This window comes from Njordella aestuarii (assembly GCF_056494165.1).
The window spans coordinates 2,529,948-2,552,344 of record NZ_CM151397.1; the positions used below are offsets into that span (position 1 = coordinate 2,529,948).

The window sequence follows — 22,397 nt, forward strand, 5'->3', positions numbered from 1 at the left end:
GCGAATGCTATAAGGTTGCATTTCCTGAAATCGGGTGCCACTGCTGGCTTGCCCAGCAGTGCTCGTGGCGTAACGGCAAAGCTTTCCAACACATCCCCGGCTTCTTGGCGAAGCCAGCCACGATGCGCTTGCCCCGGCTTCTGGCGAAGCCAGCTACGATGCGCTTGTATCTGCGAATTGCGGAGCAATGACATATGATAGCCTGGGACGTGAGTCCCAGGTCGGGACCCAACAGATGCATTTGAGTCGCGGAGCGACGGCAGAAGGTTAAACCGCCGGTGGGCCCACGTTGACCTGACGCTGGATATATGTCTGCCGTCGCTCCGCGACTCAGAAATCATTGGGGCGTAATACCTGGGGTTCCGCGTAAACTCGCCTTCAGCTCGTTTCGCTCCACCCCAGGCTAGCAAATGCCATCGCTCCGCGATTCAGTACCACAACGCGGTCGAACCTGGGGCCATTTCCTGAATCGGTCCTTTTCCTGAAATCGGGTGCCAATGCTGGCTTGCCCAGCAGTGCTCGTGGCGAAACGGCAAACCTTTCCAATACATCGCCGGCTTCTAGGCGAAGCCAGCTACGATGCGCTTGGCCCGGCCTGTAGGCGAAGCCAGATCGGGTGCGGGTGCTTTGAACTTGCCTCGTTTTTAGGCACGAGTGCTACAACAATGAGACGTCTCCATCGACGACTAGATATCGAAAAATTTTTCCTTTATTGCTTATGGTCTGATTCTGTGACATTAAACGCAATTCGTAGCGTGCCTTCATTCCCAAGATGTCCTTCGACTGCCATCCAAGGCTCGTTTCAACTCTGTCAAAAATTCGTCCGGCACGTCAGCTGCAAATAGGTTCTTTCAGTTCGCAGTACGTTTCACTAACCACCTAGTTAGAAGGAGCCTGTGCAGCTTTTTGTCCGACTGCTGATCGAACTTAGTTCCTATCAGCACTCGAACGAACTAAGAGCCGTGTGTTCTGACAACTGATTTCTTTCGAAGGGAGGGAGAGGACCCTTTGAGAGAGAGCACTGTCGGTACCACGGCTTTTTTATTTCCCCCACTCTGCTGGTTCGACTCTCGATCGGCGACCTAAAACAATCGGAGCTGCCGCGGTGATGACTGCGGGACGTTAAAGAGCGAACAGTCCAATGGGATCAGTTTCTTGTCTAAACCGTATTGCTTACGGAACATGTGAAACATCTGCCGAATCTGATCAGCAATTACTCCCGAGCCCACCATGCGTGCTTTAAACTCGGCGTTGTTCAGCTTGCCTTCGCGCGATTGCCGAATTCGATCTAGCACCATATCTGCTTTATTAGGGCGGACTCGACGAATCCATTCTTCAAACACAGGCGCGACGGTTTGAGGTAGACGCAGAAAAACATATCCTGCAGTAAGCGCGCCTGCCTCTGCGGATCGTTTCATGATGAGTGGCATCTCGGAATCGTTCAAGCCTGGAATGACCGGAGCGATCATAACGCCCGTCGGGATGCCTGCTACCGTCAATTGCGCGATGGCGCGAAGTCGTGCATCCGGAGTGCTAGTTCGAGGTTCCATGTCCCTTGCCAAGGCGGCATCTAAGGTTGTAATGGATACAAAAACATGCACTAGATTGCTTTCCGCCAGCGATTTCAACAGATCGAGGTCACGCACCACCAAAGCGTTCTTCGTAATGATCCCGATCGGCTGTTTAAAATGGTCGGCAACTTCCAGGCATTGCTGAGTCAAACGGAATTGACGCTCGGCAGGCTGATAACAATCTGTGACTCCGGAGAAAGCGATGACTTCAGGAACCCAACTTTTCTTACTCAGAAATACCTTAAAAAGTTCCGGGGCTTGTTCCTTGACCACGATCTTCGTCTCAAAATCAAAGCCCGCGTTCAGTCCTAGATACTCGTGCGTTGGGCGAGCATAGCAGTACGCGCAGCCGTGGACACATCCGCGGTACGGATTCAAGCTGTACCGAAACGGAACATCAGGCGAATTGTTTTCGGCGATAATCGACTGAGTTTGATCTGACAAATATTCGACAGGACGCGTCAGTTGCTGCTGCCGTAATTCTTCATCATCATCTAAAGCATCGCCGTCGACTTCCATGCGAATCACTTCAAAGCGATTCGGCGGATCAATGTTAGAGCCATGTCGCACTTTGCAGTCCTTCAATAAAGCGATCCGAGTGGTACCGGTAGAGTCCAGCTATTTCATTGCGAGGACGACTTTGCCGATATGAGTACCTGCGTCCATGTATCGATGTGCATCTTGGACATTGTCGATCGGGAAGACGCGATCGACGACTACTTTGACCGTGCCGTTCGCAAGCATTGGCCAGACTTTCTCGCGTAGCTCACTCGCTATGCGGCTTTTGTCGGCGTCTGACCGCGGGCGAAGCACTGACCCGGTCAGCACTCCACGCTTTCGCATCAGCTTCAATAGATTCAGCTGAACAATCGGATTGTCTTGAGTTGCGATCTGAACAATCCGGCCATCCATTGCCAGGCATTCGATGTTCCGTTCGGTATAGGCACCGCCGATCATATCCAGAATCACGTCCACTCCATGGCCGTCGGCCGCCGTCTTCAGGGCCGCCACAAAATCTACCTCTTTATAATTGAACGCTTGTTTCGCACCGAGATTTCGACACGCCTCGCACTTTGCATCGGTTCCCGCTGTTGCGAAAACTTCCGCGCCAAAGGCCTTTGCGAGCTGGATTGCTATCGTACCGATACCACTGGTACCGCCGTGCACAAAAAATCGTTCGCCTGCAGCCAATCTTCCAAGTTCAAAAACATTAGACCACACGGTAAAGAAGGTCTCCGGAATCCCAGCGGCTTCGTTGAAATCGATCGCATCTGGAATTGCCAAGCACGCCCCCAAGTCCGCCACGCAATACTCCGCATAGCCGCCGCCGTGCACCAAGGCGCATACTCGATCTCCCGTCCGCCATTGCGATTGGCTGGGCGATTGCACTACGACTCCGGCTACCTCTAGACCAAGCACTGGTGAGGCATCTTTGGGCGGCGGGTAGTCGCCTGATCGTTGCATAAGATCAGCTCGGTTTATGCCTGCTGCATGCACTTCGATAAGCACTTGGTTTGACGCCGGCTCCGGTATCGCCGACTCTTCGACCTGCAAAACCTCTGGACCGCCTGCCGATTTCGCGATCACTACACGCATCGATTTGAGCGTCATGATTAGTTCCCCCGAGAATTATATCTGCTAGGCAAACTGGACCTATCTTTGGCAGCGATAGATAAAAGCTGGCGGTAAATTCTTCCAAACGGTAGGACTTGAGTGGATGTTAGGGAAGTAATTATCCAGTTTACGCCGAAAACGATGAGCCGCTGGCAATAGTAGCCCCTGCCAGTATGCGAACGTAGCGAACTGAGCATTTGGACTGAGGACCTCGGCCATCGAATCGAGGCAAGACTGCTGAAGTGCTTCAGGAAACGATGCCCACGGTAATCCACAAACAATCGCATCAACCTGAGTCATCTCGCGTTGCTTGCAAAGCGCCGCTACATTCTGCACACTATCTTCGCAAACATCCAAATCATTGAACCGAGTTCGCAGAACGTTGCATAAATCTGGGCAGCGTTCGATTACGAAGAATTTGGAGCCAGGTTTAAGTTGGCCGCGAATTGCTTCCGTAAATATGCCAGTGCCCGGGCCATACTCGACAATATTCCGAATATTATCCCAGTCGAACCACCGCACCATCTCGGCGGCCAAATACCGAGAGCTGGGGGCAATCGCACCGACCTGTCCGGGGCGGCGAATGAAGGACTTCAGAAACGTGAGCGACATGCGATTGCTTTATAATAAAATGAATCGAGCCGCATCAGAAACGACGCGGCTCGACTATTTTCTTAAGCTTAACGGCATTCTTTGTCAACGCGGCATGTCGTTCATTAGCGTTTAGCCTTGGTAGAAACCATCCGCAGTCCCGGAACAATCTCGCGATTCGCAGACCGAGGCTTCACATCATGTGACATGATCATGCTCTTTCCTACGAAGTACGTTCCGTTGTCGGCCACATCCAAATTGAACGTCGCAGCGTCAGACGCTTCTTCCACATTGTCGAGGACGATCGGCTCTTTTGCTCCGTGCAGAATGTCACCCTTCTTCAGTTCGCTCGCTTTCTTCCAACCACTGCCCGACACCCACAGCAAATGCCCAGTTGTGCACTGAAGTCGATCGTCACGTACGGTTAAAATACGCGTCGCTTCTGGAGGACGGCGAGTTGCTCGCAACACAGGCTTCCACTCAAGTGCACCGCTCGCGATGTTGCGAGACAATACCAGATCGCCGGCGACAATCGTATCGATCGCCTTCATGCCGCGATTGGTGACGATCAACGTGCCTTCAACGAAGCACTCGCCAGAATTTCCGTCATCGTCATCGTCGTCGGAATCCAAAACTTGATACTCTTCATTGTAGGACTCATAACGCTCTGGCTTAAACTCTTGGTACGCCGTCTCGTTGTATTCGTCCCACCAACCCCACATTTGCTTGGCATCGTTGTTATAAGAAGTATTCCCAACCGCAGCAATCAAATTTCCGATACGGAAGTTTCTTTCCTCGACGCGATTGTTTTCGTTACGAACATCCTCCGAGGAAGCGGTCTGTTGCAACGAAGCTTGGTCCTGCGTCTCTGGATTCAGTGCCAGTTCAAGCTGCGATTCGACAAAACGCTGGCCAGTGGATCTGCTGCCGCTCGTTTGAAACTTTTTGTTATATGAGACAACTTCCTTACGGTCGAATTTTTCTTGTGTGAAGGCCTGCGAATAGCCTTCAACCTCGCCGCGCTCGTCATACATGGGAACCAACGATGTGCTTATCGGAGTTGCCATCATCGCAAGGAGGTCAGGCACAAAGTCGTGAAGCGGTCTGTACTTAAGTGCTTCCGTCGCCAGCAATCGTATTTCAGGTTTATCATGCAGTAGTGCATACTTCGCTAGCACCTGAGAAGACCCAACGGAATCGATGCTGCTCAACCAGTTCACGGCTGTCTCAGCAAGGTGAAGGTTCTGATTAAAGACGGCTTCGATGGCCGGCACTGCTTCAGGATCGTTTAGTTTTACAATCGCCTCGCGCGCTGCTTGTCGAATGCGCACATTGCCTGATTCAAGATTGCGCACAATCGTTCGAATCTCTTTGCCAAACTTATCATACGACTGTTTCGTCGCAGCCGACCGCCGTTCAAACTGTTGAACTTCGCTGGGAGTAATCCACTTTCCGCTAACCAACTGGTAACCTAACGCCAGTTTCGCTTGAGCATTGTCGGGGTCTTTCTGTAAGACTACATTCAAATGCGAACGGGCTTGATCGAGCATCCCGTTTTGGATGCACCACACGGCGAGCTGCATTTGTCCGACGGACGAGTCGGCCGCTTGGGCCCGGATAGTTTCGTATTGGACCAGCTTTTTATCGTTGGACGCTTGCTTTATGCTTTCATCGACGGTCAACCATTGGCCAGCGTCCGATTTAACGTACCCACTATGCCATTTCGCAGCTTCGATTTCCGTCAGATTCGCGGCTTGCGAAAATAGCTTTTGCCGAGCCGCTAAATCGCCTTGGGCCTCGGCAGATAGAGCTTCATTCACGAGCTGCGTTGCTTCGCTAACAGCCTGTCGTTTAGCTTTCTTGTCCGAGCCAGCGGCTACGGGATAAATTGCAGAGGACGATACTAACAGTAACGCCATCGTGCTTGAGAAAAGACGGGACATAAACTCTCCAAGAGTATTGTGTACGAATTTCGTGTCACCCTGAGGCACTCAGAGTTCGACATCGAGAACGGGAACAATCGTAACGGCACCGAGCGACGTGGCGTTCTGTGCGACTGCCATGCTTTAATTCTGAGGCACGCAGTCTGCGCCAGGCAAGGTGCAACTTCCGGAATTCAAATATCTAATCTCGTGCCAAAATAATTGAAATAATCGCTACAGATATGACCTCGCCCAGCTGTTACCACCGCCGGCGATAACCATTTGACTTGACTTTAGAGCATAAGCTGTTGGCAAACACTCATATGTAGATGCGTTAAAGTTAACTTCGCGGCAGAATTGACGAGGCCGGAAAATCGGAGAACAAACCGAGAGCCAATTGTATGCAGACCTTCGATAGGCAGATGACGCATGTAACATCTGTGCGAAATGAGCGACTCTGTTATCAGACTGATCACAGGTGGTTTGCCGTAGGAGAATCGCACATTTACAATCACGATGTGATCTAGGAGCGAGCGGTCGTGACTTCGCTATTAGACTAAAATTCCGCAGCTTCGTTTGCGTTGCGTCCGAACAATTCGTGCAGCAGTTGTTTGGAACGTTTCATTCCCTCTGATGTAAACGCGACTGACTTCGCTTTCCCGACAGGATTTTCAATGAAGCCAGCCTCGTGCAGCCTCGCAAGCGCATGCCAATCGTGCGACTTCCATGCTCTGAATCCAGAGCCCTCTTCAATGCAACCGAGAAACAATAGTGCCAAAACAGCATCATCGATTTTTTTCTCATCGAGTTTTGACATTGTTCAACTCCAATTCTTGTGATCGGAACTCTCAAAGCATCCGCGTCACCACAACCTGCTGACCGAGGCGAAAGTCTCTACGGATTTTTCGGAAGTAAATATTGGTTAGGCACGTTTCGCAACGTTGGGCGTTTCCTACCGGACCATTTGAGGAGTGTTTGGATATTGGCATAGATATCATGCTCGGCGCGATGAACTTGCGGCATTAGGCCAAGTTGAGCGTAGGAGATGGGCGTCACGTCAAAAAAAATTGTCTCCCAAGCAAAGCCTTTGCCCCATGTTACCCCATTAAGGCGAATGTCGGTCCGCGCGCCTGCGGAAAGCAAAAGTTGCATGATGGGTTCCGATCGATTGAAGCTTGAATTGACCGTATGGAAAAGTGGCGTATGGCCGTTCAGCCCATCGTCGTCGACTTCTGCCATCGCGTTCACATCAGCGCCAGCATCGACAAGCACCCGAGCGGCATCGAAATTCCCGTATTCCGCCGCAACATGCAGTAATGTTACCGTTTGCAGTGACGTAAAAGATGAAACGAGAGACACACGTTCATCTAGGATAGCAGGGCGAGCTTCAATGATTTCTTTTAAAGCATCGGAATCATTAAGCAATACTGGCGCAAGCTCGGCAGATGGAAGTTCAGCGCCGCGTTCTAACAAAAGCCGCAGGCAATCGCCGAGTCGATCGGAACGCGTATACTCTTCTAACAGCCAGAGCACGGGTGACTTGCCATCGACCGGCGTGCATGCGTCCGCCCCAGCTCGCAGCGCGGCGCGTACACCTTCGACTTTATGCCCATCAAACGCAGCGAGCAAATCAGCGGTCGCATTCGTCATCTTTTCGGTTCCTCAAGCAAGCGTGTACCATGTGGGGCGCGTGGACATGAATATTGCACGTCGCGGTGCATGGTCTAGCACTGGTTATCCAGCAAGCAGTTTACGATTTCATCCCAGTGGCCATTCCTATTACGGTCCCGATAATTGCTCCACCTACCACAGCGAGCAACGTCGTCGATCCCATTTTGCCCGGATCTTCAATTCCGAGCGCGACAATCGCGATTATTGCCCCAAGAATCCCAATACCAAGCCCCCATTTTGTGCCCTTGTTCAACTTCATCCTCTTCCTCAGTTCCTTGTAAGATTAACGGCCCGCGCCCTCGCAAGTTCAATCTGAGATTTCTAACATGTTTTGTTGGCGACGACTACTTGGCCTCTTGTTTTCACATGTGACTGATGCGACGCTGGCTTCAATGATGCATCTCCAACAAGACGATTGAAGTGTCTCGATCCTGAAGCCACAGAGACGCGCAATAAGCATATTCTTCAGGGAAATCTTCCAGGTGGAACCCTTCCAGCTCCGGTGCAGCAACGTGCAGCTTTGCCTCATTAGCCCAAAATTCAAATGTCTCTTGCTCAGGAATCCATTTTAGTGGTGCGCCAACAGTTGCGACAACGAACTGAACGCGACCACGGCGAAGTAACTTTTTGATATCCGAAATGCCTAAGTCGCAACTGCGTGATGCGTTAACTTCCCCGCCGTCGTCCCAAAGTCGCTCAAGTGGCATGCGGCAAACCTTACGTTGCTGAGGAAGCATTTGCGAAATTGTTCATTCATTTAAAAGTGTGTCAGTACGAATCCGACAATGAGGACAAAATTTGGCTGCTCTTTGCAGGTGGTCCCAGCGGATGTCTCAGCCTACAACGCAGCTGCCTTCAGCACCAATCCAATGCACCACACACAAACGATCAAAGGTGCGGTTACAACCGTCCACCAATCTAAAGGTTCTCGACGTAATAACGCGACCACTAACGCAATTGCGAGCGACAGTATCGGAATCCCGATCGCCATCTCAAAATACCAGTGGTTGATCCAAATCGGAAAGTGCGGATAAAAATTGAAGTGTATAGTTCCCACCATACTGATGGCGAAAAGCAGAAAGCCGATCCAGGCGATTTGCCAAGTAAAGTGCTGATACCTCGCTTTATAGATTACTCCTACCAAAAGGGGCACAGCAACGACGTAACCGATCGAAGCGGACAAGTTTTGATACCAAATGCCCCCGACGTAACCGCGCGAGTCCTGCACACCAGGTGGCAGTGTTGTTTGCAATTGATAGCTTGTCACAAGTGCGGCAATAAAGTCGAGCGTCCAATTGAGCACGCACATCGTTGCAAACAGGAACGACAACGTCTTTCCCGGGCTTTGCCATAAATTCCCAGACTTCCAGGCAAACAGAAATGTCGTAACGCAGACGCCGTATACTGCAGCAATCAGCAGATCGACTCCACCAACCTTCACATGGTCAAGATTGTAATAGATCGAGTCTGCTGGAAAGCGAAGCTGCGAGATCCCGCGCGCAACAACCAGAGCCACAGCTACGCCTGCATTCAATGCCAGAAGGCTGAACAGCGTGAGGCGATGTCTTTCTGGTGTGATTGTGTCCATCAATTGGCTTCGAAAATTAATCTAGCGGTTTCGACCTGCGCTTTGCGAATGCCCCAATAAAACAGGACCATGCCATCGTACTCTCATAATATCGTTGTCGAAATCCAGAGCAACATGAATCAGTCAAGACGAGCCGCTGTTGCTAACCCAGGATCTGAGGCTGCGACAGCCCCGCCAAATCTTTGAGACGATCTGTCGCCACAAGCCAGAGCTAGTCGCCGAAGTGGGAAAATCGTCTCCATCCAAGCAAATGTTATAGCAGCTACTATCGACATTTTCCCGACGGCCAAAGCGGTCGAAACAATCCGGATGCTTGCGGCCGGTACTGTACAGTCGAAAAGCCCTTCTGCGCAATGAGTGATAGTGAAACGATTGGGTCGTATACGGATCACAGAGCAGCCTGCAGTATGGACCAGTTAACACCTTCGAAAGGTTTTCCGGATATGCACCGAAGGCTTCGTAGTGGTCTCGCAATGCTAGGTCGACTGCTAACAAACGCATCAACGCAACAACACGATAGTCTTGGTCTCGCTGCATATTTTGTTGCTCCACATCAGGAAGATCTGCAATCTGCTGGAGCGATTCCAGGAGCCGACTCTGCTCAGTTTCCGACAAACCACACTCTTCCCAGGAAGAAAGCTCCTGCGAAGTAAAATTGTACGGTTCGTTTTCTGTCTCATTTGTCGAAGCTTCCCATTCTCTATCCCTCGCCGCTATGTCGTCGAACGATTCACGTTCTAAGTCGAGCCGACAAAGTTCTGCAATTATACGGCGACGGGTAGCTCCATCGAATTTAGTCCGAATAACGCGTAGTGCATCAATGGCCATCCGCGAAATGGATATGCTAACGAGACTGTTGATCAGCAGTCCGCCGCGACGAGTTGCATTAGACAATTCGAAAAGCTCTAGTCCAATACGCGCGACTTCGCCAAAATTCTCATGTGCCGTAGCGATTCGAGCTTCAACGTAAAACGCGCGGGCAAGCTTTCTAAAATCCGAACTTTGAGCGTAACACTCAGAGAAGTACGATATTTCATTTCGAACCGGTACTACGCACTCCGGTCCTAAGACACTTCTGGCTTCCTCAAGCGCAGACCTGTTGTCTTCCAATGCTGTTTCGGCTAGGCCAATAGGCAGTATTGTCGCATTCACAAGGTCGATGAAGTCGGGAAGTCCTGCAACTGATGAGACGAGTCTGTCGTGTGGTGTCGCTGTCATTGTTATGTCGCTCGCAGCTAACGGTCACTTATGCAAAGAAAATATAGTACAACTCAAGTCAATTAGTGTGCTGGATTTCTACGCCATGTTGATTAGCAGGCATCAGGTACCTTCATTGTATGCTCTGGCGTTTGCAAGACATAGGATTGCGTTATGACTTTCCTGCAATGCGAAGAGTCAGCGACTTTTCTTTGCAACGATAGCAAGGAAATCGACGCTTCCTGGCAGACGATACTTTAACTAGATGATTGCTACCGCATTGTGAGCAACTTGTGGCTTGGAAAGGTAAAGCATTCTTTCCGAAACGAATTCGCAGGTAGTATTCGAAGATCAAGCCAGGCATAAACAACGCCACCATAACGAAGAGAAGTTCGAGAACTGGATGAAAATGGAAAAGGCTTATATTGCAAGCAACCGCGACAATCCCCAGACCTAGACCAGTAAAACAACCCGTGCCTGCCGAACAGAAAGAAGCTGTCGCGTTGTCTCCGCCGCAATCAGAACAGATGAGTTTGTGAATGAACAGCAAGCGGCCGCTGAGAACTGCCTCGGTCCAAGTTACACCGGCGGCACTCAACGCCTCCGATTCTGTTGGATGTGGAAGAGTGACCAAAGTGCCATTATCCGTGATATAGGCCATATGTCCGACAGCAATGATCTCACCTCCAACCGGGGCCTGCGAAATTGCCGAGCCAACGAAACCGTCGAATGTTACTCTCGCCGCAGAGTTATAGTCGCACGTGGGGCAAAACTTGTGATACAGCATTCCCATGTTTCACCGACTACTGCCCCTTTCAAACATGGAATTGGAATTGGCGAAACACAGAAATACGCGCGGTTTAAAATTCCACATGGTTAGCCATGTCGACTTTCACGCTCACTGGGCGATGGCAGACTTTCCAGACGAACGCAACGACCGTACTCCAAAGTATCCTCCTATGAGCAACGCCCAAACAATGGCGATCTCGATGACACCAAGTCGCAAAAGTGATCCAGCAATCGCCCCAATCGCAAACGCTGTTGCCAACACAAAAAAAGAAGTTTTCATCGTACTACTCTTATAAAGAAATTGTTGCTGTATCGGATTCCGCGCCGAAATTCAAGGCATCTGGGATTTAGGGAAGTCGCCTTCACGCGAACTTGATTGTATTCCAAATAATAGTATGGCGGCAACCTGCGAAACTGTAACGGCAGTCAAAAAGAGCGCGATGCTAGCGTAAAGATTTATCTTCGGTAGAAGTCGCTCGCCGATCAGAATGATTGCTAAGAAGCCTACGAAAAACGTAGCCCAATATCGACCGGAATTTGAAGATATCGATTTTCCAGAAGCCTTACTGACTTGATAAACAATCCAGACAGATGTTAGGCACCATGCAAGCAAGTACGAAAGGATCATGATGATGGTCAGTGGCGTTTCACCAAGCACGTAGTGGTAAATGATGAAAAATGCAAACGTTAACAGAGAACCGACGTGAATTTTCATAGGCCTGCAAGTCGTATGCTTGTTGATCCTATTTGCTGAATCGTTGCGATTCGGTATCGAGATTACTCTCGTTCCCAGGCTCTGCCTGGGAACGCGCTGTCTTGGAGGCTCTGCCTCCGACTTTACGGTTGACCAAATCGTGCAGGCAGAGCCTGCCGTGCAGCCGGTCACCAGGCAGAGCCTGGTAACCAGGATCATTACTAGTATGAAAAGTATCTAAGGCGGCATGTTCCCACTACAATGGACAATATGTTGTTAAACGACCTCTTGCGGTCGGCACACGCGGGGATATGCGAGTGCAAATCCCATCGCGTTATAACGTGTTAGGTGTAGGGCTCCGCGGCCAATCGGTTGTGCATCTTTTTTGATCAGGTAAGTGCCAAGGTAGCAGTCCCGCAATGACTGACTTTCGGTATCTGCCCCAAGCCAGAGGAGGTCTAGAACAAGATTGAATGGCCCAAACAGCCACATAACCATGCGCATAGTCATGTTCAGCAGAGATGGCCGACCACCTTTGACCGAAACAAGCTTGACGTTGAAAAGCATGAATCCAATCGTACCAAAACTAGACCGTTTGAGTGGGGCAAGATAGATCCAAATGGCAAGAAGATAGATCACGAAATAGTAGCCGCTCGGATCGAAGGCAATCACTTCTGCCATCAACAAAAAAGCAAACGGCATCCACAGTGCTATCCCAAGTAAGAGTAGTAAACAAGAATCGATAACCAGCACAAGCAACCGAGTCCCGAAACCTGCATAATCTTCGCGTCTGTAGAATTCTGCTTCACCCAATGAGTTGTCAACCAATTCGATGTACTCCCTGGATAAAAGATAGATGGATGCGGTTGCAAGATGCGTTGAAATATGCAAAAGCAGCCGCAAGAAACCTCCTGCATTAGAGCAGATTTCAAGGGGTGCCGGAGTTGCGATTTGCGGGTGGAGCTGCCTTCGGAATGGATTTATCGATAATCACGATCAGGTCATCTTTCAAAACCGAAATTGCGTATTTGTCTGGCATTTCGCCAAAGAGCACGTGCGTCGGTTCCTTGAGTCGCTTTTTTAAGTCGTCCGTTGAGATTCTCTGTCCACCAATTTCGAAAGCCATATCAGCAGTCAGCGGTATTTGCCTCTGCTCCAGCTTCGTGTAAGTTTTAGGTATTGTGCGAGTGCGACTTTCAGCACGATAAGTTGTTTTTCCATTTGCAATCACGGGAACTTGTACGGTGTACTCAACCGTCTCGACACCAGATTCTTCAACTGGATGAAGTATATCAACTACCTCTGAATCTGCATTCATTTTGGCGACGACAACCACCGGCATCGCTCGCAAGGGCAACCACTGACTTTCCACCGGCTGTGAAGTTGGATCAGTTTCCTGAGCGAAAGCCATCTAGCATACAGAAAGCATCACGAAAGTGACTACAAAACGCAAATACCAGTGACGGTTTACGATCATCATACATCTCCTCGTCAGTCGATTGGAATAAACGAACAACAGTCGGTGTCGTACTTGATGATATCACATTTCTAGCCCGGATATTGTTGCATCGCAAATGATCACTATGGACATCGACTTCTTGTCAGCACTTGCCAGGCTCTAATTCACGAAATTGCTTGCTCATGCAGAGTCCGCCGGGGTTCGTCCGAAACCATTCATTTAGTGTATAGTGTTCCGAATTAGCGCAAGCAGTTCGCGTTCAGCGGTCTTAAAGTCAGCGATTCTCAGCTGGAAACCGCGGCGCATTCCACCGCGCGGATCCCAAGCGATCATGCGCCAAAGGGCAAGAATAGCTGGTCCATCCGATTCGCCATCAAGGCGCTTTATCAGCCAGTGTCCGTAGGCGAGGTAGGCAGAACTGCGACGGGTCCACTGACTCGTTAGGAGGCCTTCTGCAAAGTGTTCACTGATCTCAAGCTTATTCTTTCGTGCGAGTTCTAATAAGCACTCGACCATCAGAAGATCAGCTCGTCGTTTATCTCGTGTGAAGATCTTTTTGGCCTGCAGATGCGGGGCATTGACGATTCGCGCACAAACGCAGCAACAACATGAAGAGTACGTCCGCCCTTCGCCCTTCGTACCCGGTTTTTCGATTACGTCAAAAGATGAGGTCAAGTAAGTACTAAAGAACGCAGCAAATTCGTCGATTTCGTCTTGCGGCGGTCGAAGGTCTTCTCGGATATGCAGGTAGTTGGAACGAATCCATTCTGCCGCTGCGTTGGGACCACCGGAATGATGTGCAACTCGAGAGGGTTGAATTACACCTCTGTCAACTGCGTCGGCAATCCACATCAGCAATTTGTAACTTTGATCGCGAATCGCAATCGCTTTGGCTAGCCTTTTGTAATCGAAGTTAAACACTCCTGTGTAGTTGTGAATCACAAAAAAATTTGAAAACGCTATCAGAACGTTCTGGGCAATCAATCGCTGGCGCTCCAGGGTGTTTCATTAACGATGTACTATGGATTAAGAATTTTCACACCGAATGGAGTTGTTTCCAACCTCAAACGAGGAACAACTGCCCCAATAAAAGGGGTTGTCCCATCCATTGTCCGATGCCATGAACCCCTTGGCTGCAAAGTAACTCTACGCCGTAGAAGAACGCCATCAGAAAACGTCCATGCCTCAAGCTTAGCCGTTACTCTCGCAGACTCAAGCGGAACAATTTGCCTACGCGCACAATATTCTTGAACTGCATCCCCTGTCTCCTGCGAGAGTAGATCAATTGGGCATCCATTTTGATCATCTGAGCAGGTATTCAGTATCTGTTTCGCTTTGTTCGTCGGAACAGCAATTCCAAACGATATTACGGTCGTTGCGATAAGGAGCTGCGCACTCGTCGTTTGTAGTCGCATTCTCCGGTTCTTAATGAGTTTTACAGCAGAGCTCACCCCACATATCAGAGTCTCTTTACGACGCTGAAGCGATCTTCGAAATGACTTGAGTATGTAGTAACTCGCAATTTTACTCTGGCGCGTGCCATTAGCCATAAGAAGTCTCCCGCCATTTAACGATGCAAGTAGAGCCGAAAGCTTACAACAAATGCGGTGAAGATACAAAGGATCAATTCAAGTAATACAAGTGATATGGCTTGAGAGTTCACTGGGGGCAACGTCTCCGAATACCAAAAAACAAATAACTCACGCATATCAAAAAGAGCAACCAATATCGCAGTGGCCACCAACACGATCATGAGCAGAGTTTGCATGTACCAGAATCTCCGTGAACTGCCGTACGCTCGAGTAACAATCTTCTGGCTTGCCGGCATTGGTCGGTTAAGTCTAAGGAGTTCAGAAAAAAGACTCAAGCACGCACTGCACCCCTTAGCCAGCGAAAAAACAGCAGGACCAGCGATGCAATAAAGCCGCCGAGTAAGCCAGTGATGCTGCACAAAAGTACGGTTTGATTGTAATGTTCAAAGTCCACCATCGTAGCATCAAGGTAAGTACAAAATGCGAAACCCATCACTGTCCCAATAACACATCCCAAAATCAAGAATGAGAAAATGAATGCAACTGTATGAACAACGCCGAGAATGACTGTCTTCCCAATTGGACGAAGGTCGTAAGAGGCTGTTAAAATCACTTGGGAAATATGCAGCTATGTTAAACGCATTAGAATTATGATAACCGTCGGCGCAACCGCGAACAATCCGGCCAAGAGAAATCGCGAACCGCTTCTGGATGAACGCTCGAGGGGAGCTAACAAACGATAACCAAGTATGGCAATAGCCGTTCCAGTAATTCCGCTAAGGGTTGTCATTGGAACTAACAGACGTCCATACCAGGGGAAATCTCCCAGCTTAAGATTCTCAATTGCAACTCGGTAGCACTGTCCCAGTAATCCCCAACTGGTCAATGCCAGCGTTATGGCCATCAGTAGAATGACGCATTGTTGCTTCTTTTTTTCCACGCGAACCAACATCCTTATCTAATAGAAATCGTAAGCGAACGATATAAATGGCGTTTTCTGTCAGCCAATTAGCCACTTAAGGATCGTGTAACCGCCAACTATCGAACATATCGCAATTGCAGTAACTACGACAATACAGCCCATTGGCAGTAGCCGCATGTATCTGCCTAACGGTTTCGCGGATTTTGGTTCCTTCAAAAACGCTTCTGGCATCTGAAGAAGTACCAGTTGGTTGCGCAGAAACATGGGGTAGCCTTCTCGACTGTCAATGCGCGCGGATCTCGGAAAGCGTGAAAGCAGTTGCTGCCAGGTATCGCGTTGGAACCTTTGAAGAAACAGCGTCATGACACGCTCTTGTGTAGAATCTGGATCATCTACCGACAGCAAGAAAAACTTGCCCGCTTCGAATTCGTCACCCATCTTCATCAGCAAGCTTGCGTACTCAAAAAAGATTTCACGCGAGTAACCATAGGTTGAAAGACTCGAGGAAAGAATCTCTTTGCCCCTCCATAAACGGCCTTCGGCAATCTCAGCGCTGACACGGCGGAGAGTTGATTCAACTGTCATTGATCATAGGCATATTCTTCCTACCTCCGCTCTTACACCGCGCCTCTCGATTCGCAGTCACGAGCGAGGCGCCGGTTTCCGTTGAGTTTGGTCCACCAGTCTATAGCAACTCAGTTGTCCGGTTTGTGGTCGTGGATGTCACTGATGCGACCGCGGAAGTCACGCATTCGTTCGACGACTAAGTTGACTTGGTTTTGCTCTTTCGCGTTGATCGAAACCTCCAAGCCGGAAGTTTTGTACGATGCGTACTTGGGATCGATCAAACCATATCCGCTTGGCTTATGGCTTGGCAATTCTTCGACCATCACCATTTGCACAATCACACAGTCATGCAGCCCTTCGATCGCCCCATCACCAGTTTCATAAGTGGTGAGCGTAAAGGTGCCATCGGTCTCAATCTGCCCTCGCGCCTGAACTGGTTGTGTACGCGAACGCAGTTCTATCGTGCCAACATGAACCGGCTTTCCGTCGGGGAAAGCCACCGTTCCTTGAACTGGATAGGCCCTGGAGGCTCGTGAGCAGCCCGTTGCACCTAACACACAAAGGAGTGCCAGGAAGAGAAGTTTCGATAGACTACTCACTTCGGATCGATACTCTTCCGTCGCGACGATTGCAAAGTTCACCAAGGACATCGGTATCGATCGTGTTCGAAACAGACCGAATGCTACCGTCGGCAAATGCGAAATGACAAAGTCCTACATGCCAGCTGCCCCATGATACAAGTCCATTAGATTCATCCCGAATATCTTGCACGATCGGGACGGTAGGTCCGCCAACTCGAGTCGAATTCTGGAACTCTTCGCCGTTATAGATAAACGCGTCAAAGGGCGACTGTGTCAATTTGCCTAAGGTTGCATGCATCTCCCCCAACATGATCGTGTTGCTGAGCCCATCAGTGACAGAGGCGCGGGTGACGCGATCGGTCCAGTCGACCGGCAAGCCATCGACACATTCTGCGTGACTGGTCACGATAATGCCGTTGCCGTTGCCGCCGTAATAAAAATCGGTAGGTAGACCGTAGGCTCCTGGAGAAAGATCTCCATGATTGCCGCCATAGTCACCCACTGCACCGGAGGCAACAACGGTGCTGCTGCCGGGCTGCCGGACTCGACAACCGCACGGCAAGATGACCCATTCCATTTTGGCGGCGATGACATACCCTCGACCAAAGTTTTGGCCGCTTGAACGTCGTGACGGACAGCGATATATATCGGTCGCAATAACTCTCGCCAACTCGCTCTGCGTACTGTACGGTGCCGAATGGTCCCACATCTTGGCAGCCGCAACATTGTCGAGGTACGGTAGGATGCGTGCCAACCAAGTCGACTCAGAACCACCGCAAGCCATCTCTGGCGGGCTATCGGGACGCGGTTGATAGCGAGCTGGTGGGTAAGCATTGAAGGTGTCATGAAACATGTCGGTCGCAAGCTCAATCTGATGCAGATTGCTTTTGCATTTCGCAGCTCTCGCCGCTTCTCGAGCTTGGCTGACCGCTGGCAACGTTAAACAAGCTAAGATGCCGATGATGGCAAGTACAACAAGGAGTTCAACTAGAGTAAACGCCTGGAATCGCTCTTTGGGTGGATTGTTCATAACGCCGATTGATCAGCAAAAATGGGCTGTGTAAGAGGGGATTCGTCCGACCAAAGACAGGTCGATTATGAACTTTCACAGGTGCCGTGTCGACAGAAACTTGGCTAAATGGCTGATAAATCAAGCTGGAACTGGTATTTGGTTGGTCGATTAGCCCGTTGCATTGTAGCTGGCTTCGTCTAGAAGCCGGGGGACGTCGTGTGGAGCTGTGCTGTTTCGCCACGAGCACTGCTGGGCAAGCCAGCAGTGGCACCCTTTTCAGGAATCTGTTCGTAGTACCGCCTTCAGGCGGAAGCACGCGCAAGCCAAGCGCATCGTAGCTGGCTTCGCCTAGAAGTCGGGGATGTATTGGAAAGGTTTGCTGTTTCGCCATGAGCACTGCTGGACAAGCCAGCTGTGGCACCCGATTCAGGAAGTCATTTCTTGCTTTTTAAGTAACGCACCGATTACGGGACACGCACCCCGGTTCAACCGCGTTCTGGCGAACGCAGCTACGAGATTTCCGCGTTCTAGGCGAACGCAGCTACGGGGAGAGGGCCACGAGCACTGCTGGACAAGCTAGCAGTGGCACGCTTTTTATCAACGATCTACGCCGAATGTGGGTCGCCGATGCCACGGACGACGGTCGCAAGGTTAGCACTCAAGTCCAACAGCATTTGCCACTGACCCTGCTTGATTAGTACACTTTCCTTCTCCTCCGACACACGGCTTGCTCCAATCACCGTATTAAGCTGCTGGCCGATATTTTCCAGCAGCTCAGCCAACTGAGCGGCTTGGCACGGCGTCAGGCGTTCGGGTACCAAGTATTGCTCACGGGAAGAACGGATCTGCTCCGAAATGGCCATCACATCGCTTGCCAATTCGAAATCGTGCTCGACGCCGTCGTGATCGGTGCCTTCGTCCGTAGCCGTCAATGATTCGACATGATCGGCGATTTCCTCTTTCGAACCGATCAGCAGTACCGATCTTCCAACTGCGACGATGTCGCCCACGCGGAGGATTCGCAACTGGCAGTCTTGGCCGTTTACTTGCGTGCCGTTGGTGCTATCGAGATCAGTCAGCACTAAACGCTCGTTGTCCTCCTGAATTTTGACATGAAAGCGACTGATGCGTTCATCGTTCAATTGGACCGAATTACCTTCCTCCCGTCCGACGGTGATCGGCGTATGGAGCTCGGAGAAAGTCTTTCCGCGGTCCGCCCCTTGAAGCACTTGGATGCTGATCTTAGCCATTTAGTTTGACAGTCGACAACGGTTGAAAAGGTTACGTTTGTCAGTCCATTGGTCCAATTATCTACGATTTTTTCCTGCGCGTAGTCCTTTGGTAATGTATCGCAGTCAGGGAATCCTGATTTTAGCCAAAAATGGTGCCGTCCTCGAAATACAAAACTATCATACGGCGCTGTTTCAAGCCGGTCGAAACCAGCTCTTTCCAGGGAATCTTTGTATTTCGGCCTCTAAATCTGATTCAGCCCGCGAAATTTATCATTCAAGGCCTGCAACCCGGCTTTGCCGTCGCCTCCTGCCACAACGGCATTCACGCGCAGCTCGCTGGTATTGATCATTTGAACGTTTATTCCCCGATCCGCCAACGCCTCAAACATGTTGATCGCAACACTCGTATGACTTCGTAAACCAATGCCACTGACACTAAGTTTCGCAATATCTTTGCTAGACGCCACCGTGCCAACGCTTGATTGGATCGTTCCGAGAATCTTCAAGCAACTTTCATACTGTTCTCGTGGAATAGTAAAGCTGATACTATTTGTTTCGGCTTCGCCGTCGTAACTTTGCACGATCATATCAACGAAAACGCCATTGCGGCCCACCGTTTCAAAGATCTCCGCCGCGACTCCTGGACGGTCGGCGACTCCTTCAAGCGTGATTCGAGACTGCTGTTCGACGAGGGCAATGTCGCTGAGCGTAAGCCGTTCCATGTCGGAGCTTTGCAGGCGTTCCAACACTTGCTCAGGGGAAGTTGCGGCATGCCCGCGAAGTTCCGTTTCGGCCCAAATTTTTGCGTCGGCAGGTGCTTTGGCAAGTCCGAAGGCTTGATGCACTGCACGCAACGCGTTTTCGGCCGACGCACGGTCGACCAAAACACTGATCTTGATCTCGCTGGTCGAAATCATTTGCAGGTTCACGCCGGCTTCGGCTAGCGAGCTGAACATTTTGTGGGCAATCCCGGTTTGCTCCGACATCCCCAAGCCAACGACGGAAACTTTCGCAACACTCTTGTCGACACTGATCCCCGCCGCACCCACTGTGGCTTTTGCTTCTTCCAGAGCCTTCAGCGTCTGCTTCAGTTCTCCTTCAGGAACGGTAAACGATATATTCGCGGTGCCATCCGAGCCGACGTTTTGCACGATCATATCGACATCGATTTTGCGATCAGCCAGTCGTTTGAAAATCTGGAAGCTGGTCCCTGGTCGATCGGCAACTCGCTGAATCGTCAGTCGAGCTTCGTTGCGTGTCAAAGCTGCTCCGCACACGGGCGCAGTTTCCGATTCGCTGCTCGCGACAATCATGGTGCCCGGCGCATCGGAGAAACTGCTGCGAACACGGATTGGGACGTCGAACTTCTTAGCAAACTCGATCGAACGATTATGCATTACGCCAGCACCTAAGCTCGCCAATTCCAGCATTTCGTCGTAGCTGATTTGGGAAACCTGCCTAGCCTCTGGTAGGATCCGAGGGTCAGTTGTGTAAACGCCATCGACGTCAGTAAAAATCTCACAAGCGCTCGCTTCAAGCACGGCAGCCAAAGCAACGGCCGTAGTATCGCTGCCGCCACGTCCAAGCGTCGTAATGTTCAAATCTTCATCAATCCCCTGAAACCCAGCGGCAATCACGATGTTGCCTTGATCAAGTAGCTTCTTGATTCGATCCGTTGAAATCGAACGTATGCGCGCTTTGCTAAAGGAACTGTCAGTGCGAATGCCGATCTGTCCACCCGTCAGCGACACGGCCTCGTGCCCAAAACGTTGTACGGCCATGGCCATCAAGGCGACGCTAACTTGTTCGCCAGTCGACAGTAGCATGTCCATTTCTCTCGCGGATGGTTCCAAATTGATCTGCTGTGCAAGCTCGATCAAATTGTCGGTGTTGTCGCCCATCGCACTGACGACGACGACAACTTGATAACCATCTTGTTGCGCTCGGATCGCTTTACGCGCGGCTGCCATAATTTTTTCAGGAGTCGCAACGCTTGAACCGCCAAATTTCTGTACCAGTATCGCCATGTTTGTTTCCAGTTCGCCGACCGGATGTCGGACCTAAAGCTTAATCCTTGAGTGTAAACTTCTTGTGCGTAAGTATGCTTCCGTAGCTGCCTCTACCAGCAGCATAAACGACGGATGCCTTGATCAACTTTGCGTGCCCCGCGTTCTAGGCGAACGCAGCTACCGTCACTTCTGTAATTGACTAAAATTCCTGACGACTAAAAGGTAGAGCCAACGAATTTTTCCATCAGCTCCCAACCTGCGTCTAAATGTAATTCTGATTTTGCAGATTCCACTTCATTGTATTCCGTGGCTTGGTCCGGCTTGATGCCCGTTCCTGCCATCGCAAATGGCACGAAGCCATGCTCGTGTTTCTTGGTTCGAACGTAAGTTGGGTGATCCGGCAAAACCCAGATTCTATAGTCAGGAAACGATTTTAATTTTTCGTAGATCGGCTGAACAATATGCTGGTCAATCGATTCCAGCGCTTTGATCTTTTCATCGCCACGTCCCTCGTGACTCGCTTCATCGGTCGCTTCAATGTGAACACAGACGACGTCGTATTTGTCGAGCGCCGCAACGCCCGCTTGTCCTTTCCCAGCATAATTCGTATCCAGATAGCCTGTTGCACCGGGGACTTCGATCCGGTCCCAACCGATCAGCGCGGCCAGTCCACGCAACAAGTCGACTGCGGTGACCATTGCGCCGGAAAGCCCGAACCGTTCATGGTAGTTCTGGAGCGAAGGCGTTCGTCCCAAGCCCCACAACCATAAATTGGTAGCAAGCGACCGGCCATCATTGGATCGCTGTTGGTTCAGCGGATGGTCCTTGAAAAGCTCAACACTCCGGTGCATCAGGTCGGTCAGCAGATCGCTGCCAGGACCACGCGGATAGTCATCCGTAACGCTTAGGTCGGTTAAGTCATGTGGCGCTGTCGTGCGAGTATCTTTCGAAAACGGAGCATCACCGGAGGTCGGACGGTAGAGCATCAAATTGCGATAGCTGACACCGGGCACGAACTGAATTTCCGGCGTTGCGAGTTGCTCCTGCGCAAGCTTTAGCAATTCAGTCGCATCGGCCGTGGAAATATGGTCCGCAGTAAAATCGATCATGATCTGATTCATGATGGTCACGATATTGCAGCGTACAGCCCAATCGTGTGGGCCGAGCTCAATGCCCTGCGCCGCTGCTTCAATCGGAGCTCGACCGGTAAAGAACTGATGCGGATCGTAACCCATCAGCGACATGTTGGCAACTTCGCTGCCAGGGGTAAACTGCGGAGGGACGTTATTGGTGTTCCCGACGACGCCTGCTCGTGCGATTGAATCCATTGCAGGTATGCGAGCCGCTTGCAGAGGCGTTTTGCCTTGCAGTTCCGCTTGCGGTTCGTCGGCACAACCATCAGGTATAATGATCGCGTATTTTGTTGCCATGTTTAATGATCAGTTG

General features: G+C 50.6%; 24 protein-coding genes. All 24 read right to left on the reverse strand.

Going from position 1 to position 22,397, the window contains the following annotated elements; all coding sequences use genetic code 11:
- Positions 1 to 1,082 precede the first annotated feature (1,082 nt).
- Positions 1,083 to 2,141, reverse strand: a complete 1,059-nt coding sequence (locus SH451x_RS09875) for a PA0069 family radical SAM protein (RefSeq protein ID WP_479362289.1) — start codon at positions 2,139 to 2,141, stop codon at positions 1,083 to 1,085.
- A 48-nt stretch (positions 2,142 to 2,189) separates the two neighbouring features.
- A complete protein-coding gene (locus SH451x_RS09880; protein WP_479362290.1) occupies positions 2,190 to 3,182 on the reverse strand; it encodes an NAD(P)H-quinone oxidoreductase in 993 nt (330 codons plus the stop codon).
- 42 nt (positions 3,183 to 3,224) lie between these two features.
- Positions 3,225 to 3,797 (reverse strand): class I SAM-dependent methyltransferase, encoded by a 573-nt coding sequence (locus SH451x_RS09885; protein ID WP_479362291.1) that lies wholly within the window; start codon positions 3,795 to 3,797, stop codon positions 3,225 to 3,227.
- 104 nt (positions 3,798 to 3,901) lie between these two features.
- Positions 3,902 to 5,719: a polymorphic toxin-type HINT domain-containing protein gene (locus tag SH451x_RS09890; protein ID WP_479362292.1), complete on the reverse strand. Its 1,818-nt coding sequence runs from the start codon at positions 5,717 to 5,719 to the stop codon at positions 3,902 to 3,904.
- A 535-nt stretch (positions 5,720 to 6,254) separates the two neighbouring features.
- On the reverse strand, positions 6,255 to 6,515 hold the full coding sequence (locus SH451x_RS09895; protein ID WP_479362293.1) for a DUF6429 family protein: 261 nt from the start codon (positions 6,513 to 6,515) through the stop codon (positions 6,255 to 6,257).
- Between the two features lie 77 nt (positions 6,516 to 6,592).
- Positions 6,593 to 7,348 carry an ankyrin repeat domain-containing protein gene (locus SH451x_RS09900; RefSeq protein WP_479362294.1) on the reverse strand — a complete coding sequence of 252 codons (756 nt, stop codon included), beginning with the start codon at positions 7,346 to 7,348 and terminating at the stop codon, positions 6,593 to 6,595.
- 100 nt (positions 7,349 to 7,448) lie between these two features.
- Positions 7,449 to 7,628, reverse strand: a complete 180-nt coding sequence (locus SH451x_RS09905) for a hypothetical protein (protein WP_479362295.1) — start codon at positions 7,626 to 7,628, stop codon at positions 7,449 to 7,451.
- A gap of 130 nt (positions 7,629 to 7,758) precedes the next feature.
- Positions 7,759 to 8,106: a hypothetical protein gene (locus tag SH451x_RS09910; protein ID WP_479362296.1), complete on the reverse strand. Its 348-nt coding sequence runs from the start codon at positions 8,104 to 8,106 to the stop codon at positions 7,759 to 7,761.
- 101 nt (positions 8,107 to 8,207) lie between these two features.
- Positions 8,208 to 8,957, reverse strand: a complete 750-nt coding sequence (locus SH451x_RS09915; RefSeq protein WP_479362297.1) for a hypothetical protein — start codon at positions 8,955 to 8,957, stop codon at positions 8,208 to 8,210.
- Between the two features lie 123 nt (positions 8,958 to 9,080).
- Entirely contained in the window at positions 9,081 to 10,175 is a 1,095-nt protein-coding gene (locus SH451x_RS09920; RefSeq protein WP_479362298.1) for a hypothetical protein, read from the reverse strand.
- A gap of 151 nt (positions 10,176 to 10,326) precedes the next feature.
- Positions 10,327 to 10,947 (reverse strand): hypothetical protein, encoded by a 621-nt coding sequence (locus SH451x_RS09925; protein ID WP_479362299.1) that lies wholly within the window; start codon positions 10,945 to 10,947, stop codon positions 10,327 to 10,329.
- A gap of 105 nt (positions 10,948 to 11,052) precedes the next feature.
- Complete coding sequence (locus SH451x_RS09930) at positions 11,053 to 11,223, reverse strand: hypothetical protein (protein ID WP_479362300.1); 171 nt, start codon at positions 11,221 to 11,223, stop codon at positions 11,053 to 11,055.
- Positions 11,224 to 11,274: 51 nt separating this feature from the next.
- Positions 11,275 to 11,658 (reverse strand): hypothetical protein, encoded by a 384-nt coding sequence (locus SH451x_RS09935; RefSeq protein WP_479362301.1) that lies wholly within the window; start codon positions 11,656 to 11,658, stop codon positions 11,275 to 11,277.
- A gap of 255 nt (positions 11,659 to 11,913) precedes the next feature.
- Positions 11,914 to 12,465, reverse strand: coding sequence for an RDD family protein (locus tag SH451x_RS09940; protein ID WP_479362302.1), 552 nt, complete (start codon positions 12,463 to 12,465; stop codon positions 11,914 to 11,916).
- 100 nt (positions 12,466 to 12,565) lie between these two features.
- The gene (locus SH451x_RS09945; RefSeq protein ID WP_479362303.1) at positions 12,566 to 13,048 is read right to left on the reverse strand and encodes a hypothetical protein; all 483 of its coding nucleotides are present in this window, start codon (positions 13,046 to 13,048) and stop codon (positions 12,566 to 12,568) included.
- A 267-nt stretch (positions 13,049 to 13,315) separates the two neighbouring features.
- A complete protein-coding gene (locus SH451x_RS09950; protein ID WP_479362304.1) occupies positions 13,316 to 14,038 on the reverse strand; it encodes a hypothetical protein in 723 nt (240 codons plus the stop codon).
- Positions 14,039 to 14,663: 625 nt separating this feature from the next.
- The gene (locus SH451x_RS09955; protein ID WP_479362305.1) at positions 14,664 to 14,864 is read right to left on the reverse strand and encodes a hypothetical protein; all 201 of its coding nucleotides are present in this window, start codon (positions 14,862 to 14,864) and stop codon (positions 14,664 to 14,666) included.
- 392 nt (positions 14,865 to 15,256) lie between these two features.
- The gene (locus tag SH451x_RS09960; RefSeq protein WP_479362306.1) at positions 15,257 to 15,568 is read right to left on the reverse strand and encodes a hypothetical protein; all 312 of its coding nucleotides are present in this window, start codon (positions 15,566 to 15,568) and stop codon (positions 15,257 to 15,259) included.
- 60 nt (positions 15,569 to 15,628) lie between these two features.
- Positions 15,629 to 16,135 carry a hypothetical protein gene (locus SH451x_RS09965; RefSeq protein WP_479362307.1) on the reverse strand — a complete coding sequence of 169 codons (507 nt, stop codon included), beginning with the start codon at positions 16,133 to 16,135 and terminating at the stop codon, positions 15,629 to 15,631.
- A 110-nt stretch (positions 16,136 to 16,245) separates the two neighbouring features.
- On the reverse strand, positions 16,246 to 16,716 hold the full coding sequence (locus SH451x_RS09970) for a hypothetical protein (RefSeq protein WP_479362308.1): 471 nt from the start codon (positions 16,714 to 16,716) through the stop codon (positions 16,246 to 16,248).
- Positions 16,709 to 17,728, reverse strand: a complete 1,020-nt coding sequence (locus SH451x_RS09975; RefSeq protein WP_479362309.1) for a DUF1559 family PulG-like putative transporter — start codon at positions 17,726 to 17,728, stop codon at positions 16,709 to 16,711. Before SH451x_RS09975 ends, SH451x_RS09970 begins: the two co-directional genes overlap by 8 nt.
- Before the next feature lie 587 nt (positions 17,729 to 18,315).
- Positions 18,316 to 18,960, reverse strand: a complete 645-nt coding sequence (locus SH451x_RS09980; RefSeq protein WP_479362310.1) for an FHA domain-containing protein — start codon at positions 18,958 to 18,960, stop codon at positions 18,316 to 18,318.
- A 224-nt stretch (positions 18,961 to 19,184) separates the two neighbouring features.
- Positions 19,185 to 20,969, reverse strand: a complete 1,785-nt coding sequence (locus SH451x_RS09985) for an aspartate kinase (protein WP_479362311.1) — start codon at positions 20,967 to 20,969, stop codon at positions 19,185 to 19,187.
- Between the two features lie 197 nt (positions 20,970 to 21,166).
- Positions 21,167 to 22,381 carry a cofactor-independent phosphoglycerate mutase gene (locus tag SH451x_RS09990; RefSeq protein WP_479362312.1) on the reverse strand — a complete coding sequence of 405 codons (1,215 nt, stop codon included), beginning with the start codon at positions 22,379 to 22,381 and terminating at the stop codon, positions 21,167 to 21,169.
- Positions 22,382 to 22,397: the final 16 nt, after the last annotated feature.

Coding starts and splice junctions, on each gene's coding strand:
- SH451x_RS09910 (WP_479362296.1), bottom strand. CDS start 8,106: ATGCTTCCTCAGCAACGTAAGGTTTGCCGCATGCCACTTGAGCGACTT.
- SH451x_RS09985 (WP_479362311.1), bottom strand. CDS start 20,969: ATGGCGATACTGGTACAGAAATTTGGCGGTTCAAGCGTTGCGACTCCT.
- SH451x_RS09965 (WP_479362307.1), bottom strand. CDS start 16,135: ATGACAGTTGAATCAACTCTCCGCCGTGTCAGCGCTGAGATTGCCGAA.
- SH451x_RS09880 (WP_479362290.1), bottom strand. CDS start 3,182: ATGACGCTCAAATCGATGCGTGTAGTGATCGCGAAATCGGCAGGCGGT.
- SH451x_RS09990 (WP_479362312.1), bottom strand. CDS start 22,381: ATGGCAACAAAATACGCGATCATTATACCTGATGGTTGTGCCGACGAA.
- SH451x_RS09900 (WP_479362294.1), bottom strand. CDS start 7,348: ATGACGAATGCGACCGCTGATTTGCTCGCTGCGTTTGATGGGCATAAA.
- SH451x_RS09980 (WP_479362310.1), bottom strand. CDS start 18,960: ATGGCTAAGATCAGCATCCAAGTGCTTCAAGGGGCGGACCGCGGAAAG.
- SH451x_RS09975 (WP_479362309.1), bottom strand. CDS start 17,728: ATGAACAATCCACCCAAAGAGCGATTCCAGGCGTTTACTCTAGTTGAA.
- SH451x_RS09920 (WP_479362298.1), bottom strand. CDS start 10,175: ATGACAGCGACACCACACGACAGACTCGTCTCATCAGTTGCAGGACTT.
- SH451x_RS09890 (WP_479362292.1), bottom strand. CDS start 5,719: ATGTCCCGTCTTTTCTCAAGCACGATGGCGTTACTGTTAGTATCGTCC.
- SH451x_RS09905 (WP_479362295.1), bottom strand. CDS start 7,628: ATGAAGTTGAACAAGGGCACAAAATGGGGGCTTGGTATTGGGATTCTT.
- SH451x_RS09945 (WP_479362303.1), bottom strand. CDS start 13,048: ATGGCTTTCGCTCAGGAAACTGATCCAACTTCACAGCCGGTGGAAAGT.
- SH451x_RS09930 (WP_479362300.1), bottom strand. CDS start 11,223: ATGAAAACTTCTTTTTTTGTGTTGGCAACAGCGTTTGCGATTGGGGCG.
- SH451x_RS09955 (WP_479362305.1), bottom strand. CDS start 14,864: ATGCAAACTCTGCTCATGATCGTGTTGGTGGCCACTGCGATATTGGTT.
- SH451x_RS09925 (WP_479362299.1), bottom strand. CDS start 10,947: ATGGGAATGCTGTATCACAAGTTTTGCCCCACGTGCGACTATAACTCT.
- SH451x_RS09915 (WP_479362297.1), bottom strand. CDS start 8,957: ATGGACACAATCACACCAGAAAGACATCGCCTCACGCTGTTCAGCCTT.
- SH451x_RS09885 (WP_479362291.1), bottom strand. CDS start 3,797: ATGTCGCTCACGTTTCTGAAGTCCTTCATTCGCCGCCCCGGACAGGTC.
- SH451x_RS09935 (WP_479362301.1), bottom strand. CDS start 11,658: ATGAAAATTCACGTCGGTTCTCTGTTAACGTTTGCATTTTTCATCATT.
- SH451x_RS09895 (WP_479362293.1), bottom strand. CDS start 6,515: ATGTCAAAACTCGATGAGAAAAAAATCGATGATGCTGTTTTGGCACTA.